This window comes from Propioniciclava sinopodophylli (genome assembly GCF_004324755.1).
Taxonomy (GTDB): Bacteria; Actinomycetota; Actinomycetes; order Propionibacteriales; family Propionibacteriaceae; genus Propioniciclava; species Propioniciclava sinopodophylli.
The window spans coordinates 61,532-75,363 of sequence record NZ_SDMQ01000005.1 but is presented as its reverse complement, the minus strand read 5'-3'; the positions used below and the strand labels follow the sequence as shown (position 1 = coordinate 75,363).

Genomic DNA, 13,832 nt, shown 5'->3' with positions numbered 1-13,832 from the left:
CCCGTCAGTCGAAGAAGACCTGGATGTCGGCGCCGAGCTTGTTGAGGCGGTTGGCCAGGTCCTCGTAACCGCGGTTGATGACGTACACGTCGCGCAGCACGGTGATGCCGCGGGCGGCCATGGAGGCCAGCAGCAGGCAGACAGCCGGGCGCAGGGCCGGGGGGCAGATGAGCTCCTGGCTGCGCCAGCGCGTCGGGCCGTTCACCACGAGGCGGTGCGGGTCGAGCAGTTGGGTGTTGGCGCCCAGCTTGTTCAGCTCCAGCAGGTGGATCGCCCGGTTCTCGTACACCCAGTCGTGGATGAGGGTCCGGCCCTCGGCCTCGGCGGCGATCACCGCGAAGAAGGGCAGGTTGTCGATGTTGAGGCCCGGGAACGGCATCGGGTGGATCTTGTCGGCGGCCGCGTGCAGCTCGCTCGGATGGACGGTGATGTCGACGAGGCGGGTCTTGCCGTTGGCGGCGGAGTACTCGGGCGTGAGGTCGTACTTCAGGCCCATGTCGCCGAGGATTGCCAGCTCGATCTCGAGGAACTCGATCGGCGCACGGCGGATCGTCAGCTCCGACTTGGTGACGACGGCGGCGGTGATGAGGCTCATGGCCTCGATCGGGTCCTCCGAGGGAGCGACGCGCACGTCGGTGGAGATCTCTTCCAGGCCGGTGACGGTCAGCGTGGTCGAGCCGACGCCCTCGACCTGGACGCCGAGTGCCTGCAGGAAGAAGCAGACGTCCTGGACCATGTAGTTGGGGGACGCGTTGCGGATGACCGTGGTGCCCGGGTGGAGGGCGGCCGCCATCAGGACGTTCTCGGTGACGGTGTCGCCGCGCTCGGTCAGCGTGATGTGGCGGACGCCGTCGTGCCCCTCGCGGACGCTGGCGTGGTACCAGCCGTCGGTGGCCTGCACGTCGAGCCCGAAGGGGGCCAGGGCCTGCAGGTGCGGGGTCACGGTGCGGGTGCCGAGGTTGCAGCCGCCGGCGTAGGGGAGCTGGAACTCGGGAAGCAGGTGCAGCAGCGGGCCGAGGAACATGATGACCGAGCGCGTCCGGCGGGCGGCCTCGATGTCCATCGCGTCCAGGTCGAGCATCTCGGGGCGGACGAGCTCCAGCTCGGACTTGTCGTCCGACCAGGTCACCTTCACGCCGATCGAGGACAGCACCTCGAGGATGCGGTTGACCTCTTCGATCTGGGCGATGCCCTCCAGGACCGTCCGGCCTTTGTTGAGGAGCGAGGCGCACAGCAGCGCGACGGCGGCGTTCTTGGACGACCGGACGTCGATGCTGCCGGCCAGCTTCGTGGGGCCCTTGATGCGCAGGTGCATCGTGCGGGCGGTGGGGGTCAGGGCCGGGTCCTGCAGGGTCGCGGCGATGTTGGTCAGGCTGGCGAGGTCGAGCTCGCGGGCACCGGTCTCGATGGCGCGCAGATCGCTCGGTTCGAGGTGGAGTGCCTGGGCGACCTGTTCGGGTGACAGGCCTCGCTGCATGCGGGCGTCACGGATGAGTCGGCCGAGGCTCTCGGAACTGTTCTGCGTCACGACGCACGAGTCTAGCGCGGGCGGGCACGTTCCCCCGGGAGCCGTCGGCGGTAATAGAGTGGCCTCATGAGCTCTCACTACGACGTCGTTGTCCTCGGAGCCGGCCCGGGCGGTTACGTCGCCGCCATTCGCGCCGCCCAGCTGGGCAAGAAGGTTGCCATCATCGAGAAGGAGTACTGGGGCGGTGTCTGCCTCAACGTGGGCTGCATCCCCACGAAGTCGCTCCTGCGGAACGCCGAGCTGGCGCACATCGTGACCAAGGAGGCGAAGACCTTCGGCATCAACGGCGAGATCTCCGTCGACTACGGTGTCGCGTTCTCGCGCTCCCGCAAGGTGTCCGAGCGCATGGTGGGCGGCATCCACTACCTGATGAAGAAGAACAAGATCCAGGAGATCCACGGCTGGGGCACCTTCACCGGCCCGAAGGCGATCGAGGTCGCCGCCGAGGACGGCTCGACGCAGGAGGTGACGTTCGACCACGTCATCATCGCCGCCGGCGCCACCACCAAGCTGCTGCGCGGCACGCAGTGGAGCGAGAACGTCATCTCCTACAAGGAGCAGATCCTCGCCGAGAGCCTGCCCAAGTCGATCATCATCGGCGGCTCGGGCGCCATCGGCACCGAGTTCGCCTACGTGCTGAACTCCTACGGCGTCGACGTCACCATCGTCGAGTACCTCGACCGCATGGTCCCCAACGAGGACGCCGACGTGTCGGCCGAACTCGCCAAGGCCTACAAGAAGCTCGGCATCAAGGTGCTCACCGGCACCGCCGTCACCTCGGTCGAGGACACGGGCTCCGGCGTCCGCGTGACGGTCGAGCCCGCCAAGGGTGGCGAGGCCAAGGTGCTCGAGGCTGACAAGATGCTTCAGGCCATGGGCTTCGCCCCGCGTCTGGAGGGCTACGGGCTGGAGAACACCGGCGTGGCCACCGACCGCGGCGCGATCGTCATCGACGACTTCATGCGCACCAACGTCGAGAGCGTCTACGCGATCGGCGACTGCACCGGCAAGCTCATGCTGGCCCACACCGCCGAGGCCCAGGGCGTCGTCGCCGCCGAGACCATCGCGGGCGCCGAGACCATGCCGATCAACTACGACATGATCCCGCGCGCCACCTACTGCCAGCCGCAGGTCGCCTCGTTCGGTTACACCGAGGCGCAGGCCAAGGAGAAGGGCTTCGACGTCAAGGTCGGCAAGTTCCCGTTCTCGGCCAACGGCAAGGCGTGGGGCCTGGGCGACGCCACCGGCTTCGTCAAGGTCGTCACGGACGCCGAGCACGGCGAGATCGTCGGCGCCCACATGATCGGCCCGGACGTCACCGAGCTCCTGCCCGAGCTGGTCCTGGCCCAGATGTGGGACCTGACCGCGCACGAGGTCGGCCGCGCCGTCCACGCGCACCCGACGCTCTCGGAGGCCATCAAGGAGGCCGTCGAGGGTGCCGTCGGCCACATGATCAACTTCTAGGCCGTCACCACCAGACACGAGTCAGGGACGCCGCGCCGACTGGGCGCGGCGTCCCTGTTCGGCTGAGGCCACCCCGAACCGCGTTGTGACTCAGGCGCGCAGGGAACCCAGCGGGCCGATGTACTTCTCCGGGTTGACCGGGCGGCCCGATTCGTAGGTGATGAAGTGCAGGTGCGGCTTGGTCGACAGGCCCGTGGAGCCGACCCGCGCGATCAGCTGTCCCTGCTCAACGCGCTGGCCGGGGGAGACTGCGGCCGACTGAAGGTGCAGGTAGCCGGTGCCGACCCGCGGCGTCCCGGCGACGGTGCCGTGGTCGATCTTGATGGAGAGGCCGCTGGAGGCGCCCCGGCTGACCGTCGTGACCACGCCCGCCTCGGCGGCGAGGACCGGCTCGCCGGCCCGGTTGCCCAGGTCGATGCCGTTGTGCAGGTGCCACACGCGCAGGATGGGGTGGAAACGCTGGCCAAACGGGCTGGTCGGGCTGCCGAGCGTCCCGGTGGGCTGGAGCAGGGGAGTGCCGCTGATCCGCGCGGGCGGTGCCGGGGTCGGGGCGGGGGCGGTGGCGTTCGCCGGTGCGGCGCAAGCGTAGGAGGCGGCCACGTGGCCGCCCCGGTCCAGCTGGATCCAGGAGCCGGTGCGGCGGCCGGCGAAGACCGTGCCCTGCGTCAGGCGTCCGATCTCGGCCGAGCGGGTGGTGGCGGCGGCGCGGACGCGCACCCACGGCGTCCGGCACACCTGGTGCGTGGCGGCCGGACTGCTGGCGGCGGGGGCCGGCTGACCGCCGCCCAGGCACGTGTAGTAGGCGGCCACGTAGCGCCCGTCGGTGAGGCGGAACCAGCTGCCCTGGCGCTCGCCGGATACCGCGGTGCCGCGGGTGAGGCGTCCCAGCTCCGCGGACCCCGTGGAGGCGGACGCGCGCACGCGCACCCAGTCGTGGTTGCAGACCACACGGGTTTCAGCGGCGTGGGCCGCCGAGGGGGCAACGATGGCGATGCCGGCGACAGCCAGCAGGCTGGTCGCGAACGCTGAGAAGAGGCGGGCGTAGGTACGCACTGTGTCTGATCACTCCTGTGGCCGGACGTCGGATGAACGTTGGGCGGCCGAGGGGGTGCAGTGGCCTGTCAGCATGCTTCCGTCGGGAGACGCCGGCCAACTCTCAACCAGCGCCTGAGAGATCGCTGAAAATCTGCTGGTGAGCGGGTGTGGGCCCACAGTAGGTACGGGCGTGTCGGACGCCCGGGGGAGAGCACCCCCCGCCTAGCCTGCTGGTGTGGAGGAACCCCGTCAGTACCGGTGGCAGGTGCAGCCCCGGTTCTTCGTCATCCTGGGCCTGTTCATCGCCCTGTTGTTCGCCCTGTGGGGCGTCGGCAACCTGGTGGTGTCCGGCTTCCAGCAGCTGGCCCAGCCCAAGAAGCTGCAGTTGCCCAGGGGAGGGGAGACGATCTTCCCGGAGTACCGCCTGGTGGGCTACTCGGGCTACCCGGGAGCGGAAGCGCTCGGACGCCTCGGAACCGGCGACATCGACGAGCGCATGGCCGAAATCGAACAAGTGGGCGCTGACTACGTGCTGGACCGCAAGCTGATGCCCGTCATGGAGCTCATCGCGGTCACCGTGCACAGCCAGCCCGGCTCGGATGGCCTGTACCGTTCGCGGGTTAAGGACGAGGTCGTCCAGAGCTGGCTGGACACGGCGCGCGAGCACAAGGCGATGCTGCTGCTGAACATCCAGCCGGGGCGCGCCAAGTTCATCGACGAGGTGAAGCACCTGGAGAAGTGGCTGGTGCACCCGGACGTCGGCCTGGCGCTGGACCCGGAGTGGGCCGTGGGCCCGGACGAGGTGCCCGGCGAGAAGTACGGGCACTCATCGGGCGCCGAGCTCGACGAGGTCGCCACCTACGTCGAACAGCTCGTCGAGCGGCACAACCTGCCCGAGAAGGTGCTGCTGTACCACCAGCTGCACGCCAACATCATCGCCGACGAGGGCGACCTCATGCCGCACCCTGGCGTCGTGCTGATCAAGTCCGTCGACGGCATCGGGACGGCCATGGCCAAGGTCGGCACATGGAACAACATCCTCAAGACGACACCGGAGCACATCCACATGGGCTTCAAGTTGTTCTACGAGGAGGACGCCCGGCACGGCCCCCTCATGTCCGCCGACGAGGTGTTGGCGCTCGAACCGGAGCCGGAGTACATCCTCTATGAGTGACTTGTTCGATTATTCCCCCGCTGGCATGATGGCGGCATGTCCGCCGAAGACCCGCTCCGGACGCCGGTGCCACGTCAGGACGTCGACCGCCTCCTGAGCGCCGCACGGGCGGGGGAGCCCGGGGCGTCCAGCCTGGAGGGGCTGGCGGCCACCGCGCACCTCAGCCGGTTCCACCTGTCCCGGCTGCTGAAGGAGCACCTGGGCTTCCCGCTGCGCCAGTTCCTGGCGGCCGCACGGGTCGATCGCGGCATCGAGGTGCTGCTGGACGGCCATGACGTGACGCGGTCCCAGGTCGAGTCCGGCCACGAGTCGGCGTCCAGCTACACCCACGCGTTCGCCAGGCACACCGGCATGGCGCCCTCGCGTTACCGCCAGCAGATGCGGGCGCTGGCGTCCCACCTGGTGCGCCACATGAACGACGTCACGCCGCTGGTCGCCCTCAACCGTGATTACGGCGCTGACGAGCACCGACAGTCGCACGGGCTGACCATCCGCGTGACGGGAGCACAGCAGGGGAGTGCGCTGTTCGTTGCGCTGAACCCCACCCCGATCATCGTCGGACGCCCCACCATCGGCATCGCGCTGCTGGGTGGGGTGGAGGAGTACGAAGTCACGTCGATCCCCGACGGTACGTACTACGCCATGGTGGTCGAACTCCCGCGGGGCCAGGGCCTGCGCGGCTTCTTCCAGATGGATGCCAACCGGCGCCAGCTCGCCCGGACTCCGATCACGTTCCCGCTTGCCGCACCACAGTCGCTGGTCCTGGAGCTGCGCGACCTGCTCCCCACCGATCCACCGATCACGCCGAACATCCCGAAGCTCTTCCTCGACGGCGTCCGTGGCCGGGGCGGAGCCCAGGTGAGCAATCCGGGACAAGGGGACAGCAACTCAGGACAATCGAACACGGGGGAGCCGGGCTAGCGTCGTCCTCATCGGCATCACCCACGAGGAGAAGCACCATGAAGAACCTGTCCACCTACATCGCGTACCCCGGCACCACCCAGGAGGCCTTCGAGCACTACCGTGACGTTTTCGGCGGCGAATTGTCCATCGTCAAGTACGGCGACATGCCGCCCATGGAGGGCATGCCGTTCGAGCCCGATCCCGACGCCGTGGCCCACGCGACCCTGACCCTGCCCGGCGGCACCATCAGCGGCAGCGACCAGATGCCCGGCGAGACCTACGCGGTCAAGGACACCATCTACTCGCTGCTGTACGGCTTCGACGACGTCGAGGAGGCACGCGCGTGCCTCGCTACGCTCGTCGAGGCCGGCGGTGCGGTCAACATGTCCTTCGAGCTGGCCCCGTGGGGCGACCACTACGGCACGGTGTTCGACAAGTTCGGCGTGATGTGGGCCTTCACCGTCCCGGCCACCGAGGAGACGGGCAACTGACCCCAGACGCGCACCCCGCGGTTGTCCGATAATGCACATTATGACATTAGCCGGCGTGCGTGCTCGATGTCCTGGAGGAGCGGGCTGAGCGTTGTCGACCACTCCCCTGGCCTCCTCGTCTATCCCGAGACCGTGGCGCTGGCCCGAGTGCTGACCCGTGGGTCATTCCTGGATGTCGCCTGCGACCCCGACACCCCGGGCACACAGCGCCGGGCCTTGGTCGAGCGTGAGGTCTACCGCATCCTGCCCGATGCCGAGGACGCGGAAGCTTGGCGAGCCGTCGCGCGGGTGTGGACGATGGTCACAGACCTGTCGGACCTGATCCGCACTGCCCGCTTGGTGGGCATGATCCCCGAAGACGCGAAGTACAACGTGCTGCGCTACTCATGGCTCGCGCAGCCAGCGCAGGGGCTCGGAGGGCGTGCTGAAGCCCACCGAGAGGGCGGTGCCCGTTAGGAGCCGCTGGAGGGCCATGCCGCGCTCGTCGGTGCTCACGTGGAGGGTCACGTGCTGGAGGACCTCGGGGTCCTGCTCTGCACGTTCGATGAGGTAGGCACCAAGGACCAGCCCGGGGCGGATCAACCCCGTAGCCAGCCTTGGACCAGCGGCGATCAGCCAGATCGATGAGGGAATACACCACGCCGAAGTGGTCCGGGGGCGTGGTCGGGCGGGCCGACAGCGAGGCACTCAGCACTAGTCCGGGCAGCCGGATGATGGCATCGGGCTCTGGACCGCGTTGAGTGGGCGCGGCCACAAGCCCTGCACCAGAGCGTCCCTCATGGCCGTTGCGCGATCCTCACGGCCTTCGGGCGGCAGGCGGTCAGCCAAGACCTCGATCACCGGAGTACGGCCACGGTCGATGATCTCTTGCAGGCGCTGGCGCGCAGGCACCTCGTAGTCAGGAAGCGAGCGAGGGTCCCCGGCCTCGGCAAGGTCACGCCCTGTGGCCGAGAGACCGACCTAGACGACCTCGCCCTGGGGATGGCTGGTGGGCTCCACGGACGGGTCGACCACAAGGTAGACGAGCCATGCCAGGCCGTCTGCTTCCAGCGGCTGTAGATCGTCGGGGTCGAGCGTGGGCATGGGTTGGGTGCGCCGGCCTTCCGGTCTGGTGTCGGTCTCTGTCCCCGAGTCTGGGGCGGTTGCCAAGACTGTCAGTGGGTCCTGCTTGACTTCAGTATCGAACAGTTGTTCGTAAATGCCAAGACGCGCCGCGCATCTAGGCATCAACGACCGCGCCGGGCGCGAGCCTAAGATGGAGGACAGTCATGACCGCAATACCCCCGCTGGATTGGAAGCAGATGACCCTGGTTGAAGCGAGTACGCCCGCCGTACGCCGGAGCGCGGCAGCGTTACGCTACCCCGGTGCCAAGTGGTCGCTGGCCGGGAGGATCGCAGCGGAGTTCGGGCCGCACTATCACTACGTCGAACCGTACTTCGGCTCAGGGGCGGTCTTCTTTTCCAAGGCCCCCTCCCCCCATGAGGTCCTCAACGACCTAAACGGCCAGGTTGTCAACCTCTGGAAAGTTCTCCGGGACCAGACTGAGGACCTTTGCTGGGCGTTGGAGACCACCCCTTGGAGCCGGGACGAGTATGCGGTCTCCGATGTGACGACTGGTGATCCGCTGGAGGATGCGCGACGTTTCGTCGTGCGTGTCTGGCAAGCGCACGCCAGTGACCTGGCCAAGAAGACCGGCTGGAAGAACCGTGGTGTTCACCAGCGTGCGGGAGGGATGTCGCACCGCTGGCAGAAGGTGCCGGATCAACTTCGGACCCTGGCTTGGCGACTCTCGGACGCTGAGATCGAGAACCGGGACGCGCTCTCCGTGGTCCGGCGCTTCAACGCTCGGGACGTGCTGATCTACGCCGACCCTCCGTACCTGCACGAGACTCGAACGCAGAAGATGTACTCCGAAGAGGTGGAGGTGGAGCACCACGTCGAACTGCTGGGGGCTCTCGTCCAGCATCAAGGCCCCGTGGTCCTGAGCGGGTATGCGAACTCCCTCTATGACGAGTCGCTCGAAGGCTGGGAACGCATCGTGATGAAGGCACCCAAGGTCGAAAAGGGAGCCAGCCGCTCAGAGGTGCTGTGGGTCAAGCGGGGGTGAACCCACCCGGCCAAAGGTTAGGGAAGTATTCCTTGGCGCGAGCCGTGGGAAGGACGATGGGGGCTTCTTCCAGTGTGAAGCGTGAGGTGGCCCAGTCCGCCCAAGCCAGAGGGGGCCACCACTTCAACTGCCCGCCACTGTTCGGGTACCACTGCCACAGAAGGTGCTTCCTGCCGCCGATGTCGACGTGCCCATCCACACGGCTCTTGGTAGACGACCATTCGATGTCCCCGATGGGGTTGAAGCCATAGAGATCGAGCGGGTATGCCGACAACTGGAACTCGGTCCAGTTGCTGCTCCGACTCAGGACGGCGTACTTGCTCGCCTGAAGATCGAGTCCCAGCGCGTCGGCATCCGCCTGATGCCAAGAAGTCACGAGTTCGATGATGGCTGGTCCCGCCAACTGCGGCTCGGTGACCCAGTTGATCTGACGTTCCAGCAGGTGTGCTCGGAACTTCGCGGCTGCGTTGCTCAACTCCACGAAGGCAGCCTCTTGTGCTGTCGGGGCGAAGCGGGCCATCTTGCAGGAGACCCCGAAGCCAGGCCCAGGGGTTACTGTTCGGATCACGTCGAAGACACCCTTGTTCTCGGCTGCGGTGCCACCGATGACGCTGGCCAGCCCCCGCTCGAAGTCCCGGAAGCCCGGCATGGACCCGATCTTGGTCTGGTTCTGTCCAGAACTGTCACGGTACGTACTGAGCACCAGACGGAGTGCCTCCATTTCGTCTGGGTTCATGGCGCGATCACGGAAAGGCAACCAGGGCATGAGCCCATTAAACCAGCGTGGCGTGGCCTTCACTGCACGCGCGTGCCCGAACCGACGGCGAGCGGCCTGGGCCTCTTCCCTCGCGGCGGTCCAGACCACCGGCCTCCTATCTGGACGGGTTGAAGCGAGAATGTGGCGATGTCGTGCTTGCCCTGGGCGACGGTCTTGGTCGATCCTGCCGTTCTATCTCCCGTTGGTCCTCGTCGGCATCTTCATCGCCTGCTGGGTTCGGTGCGGGTCGTACACCTGTCTCCCTACGCTCGATAGCACCACTAGCGCAAGCACACCTCAGGAGGGACCGTCATGACCCAGCAGCACCCCAAGGACACCCTCCAGGCCCGAAAGGCCGACAAACAACTCGGTGACGACCTGGAAAAGGAGTTCGCCGCGCTGAGATGCGGATGACGTAAAGTCCGCCTCCGGCCCGATGTATGTGGAGATTCGCAAGGCTCTCTCGCTCGGCCAACCAGGGTCTACAGCGCGCTCATTCGCGGAAGACAAACTGGCCCCTCTCTTCCGAGCCGATATGGCCATCTACCAAGAGTTGCGTCGAGACATCTTCGAGACGTGAGTCCCGGGCCTCAGGCCGTGGGCACGTGGCAGAGCGACCTCTCCAGTGCCTCCCTGAACTCCACCCCCGGCAACTCCCGCCAGGTGTACCGCTGCCACCGCGAGGGGTGGCGAGGAGCGCCCCCAACCCACCAAGTCGGCAGGGACCGATCCTCGATCTGCTCGTCCAGCCAGCGAACCTGCTCCCGGTGATGAGCCCGGGCCTCACCGCTGGGCTCCTGGGTGCCGTACGCCAGGAGCACGCCGTCGCAGTCATCGAGGCCAGAGACAAGAGCGGAGCGGGCGTCCAGCCAGCCGTCTGGGCTCCTTCCGAGATCAGCGATGCCGCCACTACGGTAGGTCGGAAGCGCGAAGAGGTTGGCGAGGACGGCTTCCTCGAAGTCAAGGATCGTCGCAACCTGCTGGACGCGGGCCAGGGTGCGTTGACCACTGGTCTCGGCGGGCGGATTGCTCCCGATCACCAGCAACGTCCCGCGCTCAGCCACCCGGTAAGCCTACGCCAGAGTCTGCGTGCCCAAACGCGGAACTACATGGTTGTCATTAGCAGCAACTAGACTTCTCCTCAAGAGCACCGAAGCCCCGAACACTCCGGGGTGGAGCGCTCAGGGCCTGGTGTCTAGTTGGGGAACTAGGACTCCGACTCTAGTCGCTCCATGCGCAGTGCTTGCAAATGGGCCACGGCCCAGAACGGAGGCTGCCTCATGGCACGCACCGCGAGTAGGAGCGCCCGCACCGGGCGCTTCGTGAAGACTTCGACCGCACGTCGGAGCCCCCGGACCACCACGACCGAGCGGATCGGTCGGGGCACGTCCAACAAGACGACCGTCCACCGCTCCACCATCACCGGGCGGTTCGTCAGGGAGTCCACGGCCCAGCGCCACCCGAGCACGACGATCAGTCAGCGGGTGTGAGCCATGGCTAACTTCAAGATGACTCCCGGCTGTGAGAAGGAACTGGAGTAGGCTGTTCGGCCCGCTCTGAAGGACATCGCCTCTGACTACCAGAAGATGTTCGACTCCCTCCCCCGGCGCTACACGGGTCGGCCCGTCTCCGAGATCAAGCCCGTGCTGCGGCGCGAGTGGTCCCGGGTCTGTGGGTCGATCTCCGATCCCGAGTTGACCGAGTACGCGAATCGCATCAGCGAGGGCATCCGCATCCAGATGAGGGTCAAGTAGGTCAGGTGGGGTGCAGCTGCGAGGGGAAGCGTCCGCTGCACCCCACCCCTCACGGCGGTGCCCTAGGAGTGTCGGACCGCCTGCTAGAGCTGTTCGTGAGCCCGACGAGTCGGGCAAGCTCGGTCTGCCCGGCAACGCCATCGTCACCTTCGCGCTCGGCGCCGATATGGTCAGCGTCACCCGCGAGGCCATGTTCGCCACCTGCTGCATCCAGGCCCAGGTGTGCCACAACCGACCACTGCCCCTCAGGCGTCGCCACCCAGAACGCCTGTCTGGCGCGCGGCCTCGCCCCCACGAGCAAGGCCGACCGGCTGGTCAACTACGTGATGACGCTGCGGCGCGACCTCCTCAAGGTCTCCGAGGCGGCGGGTGTCCTGCACCCCGCGCTCCCGTCGGTGGACGACGTCTCCATCATGGACGGCGACCGCCGGCAGACGCCCCTGCGCGAGGTCTACGGCTACGAGGAGGGCTGGGGCGTGCCCGGCCCGGAGATTGCCGAGGAGATCCAGCGCATCATGTACCCAGCACGAGAGAAAGGGCGACGACGAGGCTGTCCAGGTCGAGCCCGTCCCGGTCGACGACAGCCCAACCAGGGCGTCGAGTAGCCCCATGACGCGAACGAGCCCCGCCGTCACCGGCGGGGCTCGTCGTGCTCGGGACGAGGCGATCAGAGCTCGTCGTGGCGCACCTCACGCTCGACCGACTGTCCACCCGGGCCGTGGCCCGGGGCGACTCCCCCGGTGCCCTGCACGTTGGTGCGCTCGGTGGTCACCGACGAGCGGGGACGGTTGGCGAACAGGCCGACGACGAGCCAGAGCAGGGCCGCCGCCATGAGGATCAGGCCGATCATCTTGGTGTCGACGCCCTGCAGCATGTCGGACATCGCGAAGTACAGGATGGCGCCGATGACGCCCAGGGCGATCGGGCCGCCGACGTTGACAACGCGCATGGTGTGGTCCTTCCGGGCCAGGGGTCCCGGTGACCCCCTATCCGTCCATACTAACCAGACGCCCATCCGTTGCCCGGGGCACGCTTTCGGCGAGTTGTGGCTTGTCAGGAGCCGGCCGGCTCACTTCTTCCGGTACAGGCGGGCGTGCTGGTAGACCGGCTCGCTGGTGACGTTGACGCCGAGGTTGCGGAAGATGCCCTCGTCCACCGTGCCGAGGATCGTCGTGGTGTGCACGTCGCAGCCCCGCAGGTGGTGCAGCTCGGCCCGCGCCCGTCGGGCGTTGTCGTCGGTGTTGGCGCTCATCGACAGCGCGATGAGCACCTCGTCGGTGTGCAGGCGCGGGTTGCGGCTGCCGAGGTGGTCGGTCTTGAGGGTCTGGATCGCCTCGATGGTCTCGGTCGCGAGCAGCTTCACCTCGGGGTCGATGCCCGCGAGCGCCTTGAGGGCGTCCAGCAGCATCGCCGAGCAGTTGCCCAGCAGCTCCGAGGTCTTGCCGGTCACGATCGTGCCGTCGGGCAGCTCGATGGCGGACGCCGGCGCCTTGGTCCGCCGCTCCAGATCGAGGGCGGGCAGCACGGTGGGCCGGTCCTCCTTCACGATGCCGAGCTGGCCCATCAGCAGCGCCACCCGGTCGGACTGGGTCGACTCGAGCTCATCGCGCTTCTCGTGCACCAGCGCCTTGAAGTAGCGCCTGATGACTTCCTGCTCGGACGCCTTGCGACACACCGCGTCGTCGCTGATGCACAGGCCGGCCATGTTCACGCCCATGTCGGTGGGCGAGGCGTACGGCGACTCCCCCAGCACGCGCTCGAACAGCGCCTTGAGCACGGGGAACACCTCGACGTCGCGGTTGTAGTTCACGACCTGTTCGCCGTAGGCGGCCAAGTGGAACGGGTCGATCATGTTCACGTCGTCGAGGTCGACCGTGGCGGCCTCGTAGGCGACGTTGACGGGGTGATCCAGCGGCAGGTTCCAGATCGGGAACGTCTCGAACTTCGCGTACCCCGACGCGATGCCGCGCTGATGGTCGTGGTAGACCTGCGACAGGCAGGTCGCCATCTTGCCGCTGCCCGGCCCGGGGGCGGTGATGACGACGACGTCGCGGCTGGTCTCGACGTACTCGTTGCGCCCGTAGCCCGACTCGCTCACGATGCCGACCACGTCGTGCGGGTAGCCCTTGATCGGGAAGTGCCGGAACACGCGGATGCCGAGCCGCTCCAGCTTGCGGCGGAACGCCTTGGCCGGGCGGTTGTCGTCCGACCAGTGCGTCATCACGACGCTGCCGACCAGGAAGCCGCGGCCGCGGAACTCGTCGATGAGGCGCAGGGTGTCGGCGTCGTACCCGATGCCGAGGTCGGCCCGCACCTTGTTGCGGGAAAGGTCCTCGGCGCTGATGACGATGACGATCTCGACGTCGTCGACGAGCGTGGAGAGCATCTCGATCTTGTTGTCGGGCGTGAACCCGGGCAGGACGCGGGAGGCGTGCATGTCGTCGAACAGCTTGCCGCCGAACTCGAGGTACAGCTTTCCGCCGAACTGCTCGCGCCTGGCCTCGATGTGTTCCGACTGGAGGGCCAGATACTTGTCCCGGTCGAACCCAACCTTGCGCATCTCTCCCCTGCCGTCGCCAACGCCGTGCAGCCTAATCCACGGGGGACACGAGCGTCAG

General features: G+C 67.3%; 15 protein-coding genes and 1 pseudogene. 10 read left to right on the top strand and 6 right to left on the bottom strand.

Going from position 1 to position 13,832, the window contains the following annotated elements; translation table 11 throughout:
- Positions 1-4 precede the first annotated feature (4 nt).
- On the bottom strand, positions 5-1,528 hold the full coding sequence (locus ET989_RS06500; protein WP_131167733.1) for a UDP-N-acetylglucosamine 1-carboxyvinyltransferase: 1,524 nt from the start codon (positions 1,526-1,528) through the stop codon (positions 5-7).
- Between the two features lie 66 nt (positions 1,529-1,594).
- Between ET989_RS06500 and lpdA the strand changes: the two genes are divergently transcribed.
- Positions 1,595-2,992 (top strand): dihydrolipoyl dehydrogenase, encoded by a 1,398-nt coding sequence (lpdA, locus tag ET989_RS06495; RefSeq protein ID WP_131167732.1) that lies wholly within the window; start codon positions 1,595-1,597, stop codon positions 2,990-2,992.
- A 90-nt stretch (positions 2,993-3,082) separates the two neighbouring features.
- Here lpdA and ET989_RS06490 read toward each other — a convergent pair whose 3' ends face one another.
- Entirely contained in the window at positions 3,083-4,045 is a 963-nt protein-coding gene (locus ET989_RS06490; protein WP_131167731.1) for a peptidoglycan DD-metalloendopeptidase family protein, read from the bottom strand.
- Between the two features lie 217 nt (positions 4,046-4,262).
- Between ET989_RS06490 and ET989_RS06485 the strand changes: the two genes are divergently transcribed.
- The 5 genes from ET989_RS06485 to ET989_RS06465 all read left to right on the top strand — a co-directional run bounded on the left by ET989_RS06485 (position 4,263) and on the right by ET989_RS06465 (position 8,703).
- Complete coding sequence (locus tag ET989_RS06485; protein WP_206662251.1) at positions 4,263-5,201, top strand: hypothetical protein; 939 nt, start codon at positions 4,263-4,265, stop codon at positions 5,199-5,201.
- Positions 5,202-5,237: 36 nt separating this feature from the next.
- A complete protein-coding gene (locus tag ET989_RS06480; RefSeq protein ID WP_131167730.1) occupies positions 5,238-6,122 on the top strand; it encodes a helix-turn-helix domain-containing protein in 885 nt (294 codons plus the stop codon).
- 38 nt (positions 6,123-6,160) lie between these two features.
- Positions 6,161-6,595 (top strand): VOC family protein, encoded by a 435-nt coding sequence (locus ET989_RS06475; RefSeq protein WP_131167729.1) that lies wholly within the window; start codon positions 6,161-6,163, stop codon positions 6,593-6,595.
- Positions 6,596-6,727: 132 nt separating this feature from the next.
- Positions 6,728-7,051, top strand: coding sequence for a hypothetical protein (locus tag ET989_RS06470; RefSeq protein ID WP_131167728.1), 324 nt, complete (start codon positions 6,728-6,730; stop codon positions 7,049-7,051).
- A gap of 812 nt (positions 7,052-7,863) precedes the next feature.
- Positions 7,864-8,703: a DNA adenine methylase gene (locus ET989_RS06465; protein ID WP_131167727.1), complete on the top strand. Its 840-nt coding sequence runs from the start codon at positions 7,864-7,866 to the stop codon at positions 8,701-8,703.
- Here the strand turns inward: ET989_RS06465 and ET989_RS06460 are convergent.
- Together ET989_RS06460 and ET989_RS06455 are read right to left on the bottom strand one after the other, a co-directional pair.
- Positions 8,690-9,568: a hypothetical protein gene (locus ET989_RS06460; protein WP_131167726.1), complete on the bottom strand. Its 879-nt coding sequence runs from the start codon at positions 9,566-9,568 to the stop codon at positions 8,690-8,692. The two genes, ET989_RS06465 and ET989_RS06460, sit on opposite strands and share 14 nt — an antisense overlap.
- 482 nt (positions 9,569-10,050) lie before the next feature.
- Positions 10,051-10,524 carry a DUF1643 domain-containing protein gene (locus ET989_RS06455; protein WP_131167725.1) on the bottom strand — a complete coding sequence of 158 codons (474 nt, stop codon included), beginning with the start codon at positions 10,522-10,524 and terminating at the stop codon, positions 10,051-10,053.
- 216 nt (positions 10,525-10,740) lie between these two features.
- On the opposite strand from ET989_RS06455, the gene ET989_RS06450 reads away from it, so the two are divergent.
- The 4 genes and pseudogenes from ET989_RS06450 to ET989_RS15955 all read left to right on the top strand — a co-directional run bounded on the left by ET989_RS06450 (position 10,741) and on the right by ET989_RS15955 (position 11,819).
- A complete protein-coding gene (locus ET989_RS06450) occupies positions 10,741-10,950 on the top strand; it encodes a hypothetical protein (protein ID WP_131167724.1) in 210 nt (69 codons plus the stop codon).
- 96 nt (positions 10,951-11,046) lie between these two features.
- The gene (locus ET989_RS15245) at positions 11,047-11,214 is read left to right on the top strand and encodes a hypothetical protein (protein ID WP_206662250.1); all 168 of its coding nucleotides are present in this window, start codon (positions 11,047-11,049) and stop codon (positions 11,212-11,214) included.
- Positions 11,215-11,224: 10 nt separating this feature from the next.
- Positions 11,225-11,434 (top strand): annotated as a pseudogene (locus ET989_RS15530) (hypothetical protein); the annotation flags it as partial.
- A complete protein-coding gene (locus tag ET989_RS15955) occupies positions 11,379-11,819 on the top strand; it encodes a glutamate synthase-related protein (protein ID WP_421958213.1) in 441 nt (146 codons plus the stop codon). The pseudogene ET989_RS15530 and the gene ET989_RS15955, both read left to right, overlap by 56 nt.
- A gap of 62 nt (positions 11,820-11,881) precedes the next feature.
- Here the strand turns inward: ET989_RS15955 and ET989_RS06435 are convergent, their stop codons facing one another.
- Both ET989_RS06435 and ET989_RS06430 read right to left on the bottom strand, forming a co-directional pair.
- Entirely contained in the window at positions 11,882-12,163 is a 282-nt protein-coding gene (locus ET989_RS06435; protein ID WP_131167723.1) for a DUF6458 family protein, read from the bottom strand.
- A 120-nt stretch (positions 12,164-12,283) separates the two neighbouring features.
- Complete coding sequence (locus ET989_RS06430) at positions 12,284-13,774, bottom strand: DUF1846 domain-containing protein (protein ID WP_131167722.1); 1,491 nt, start codon at positions 13,772-13,774, stop codon at positions 12,284-12,286.
- Positions 13,775-13,832: the final 58 nt, after the last annotated feature.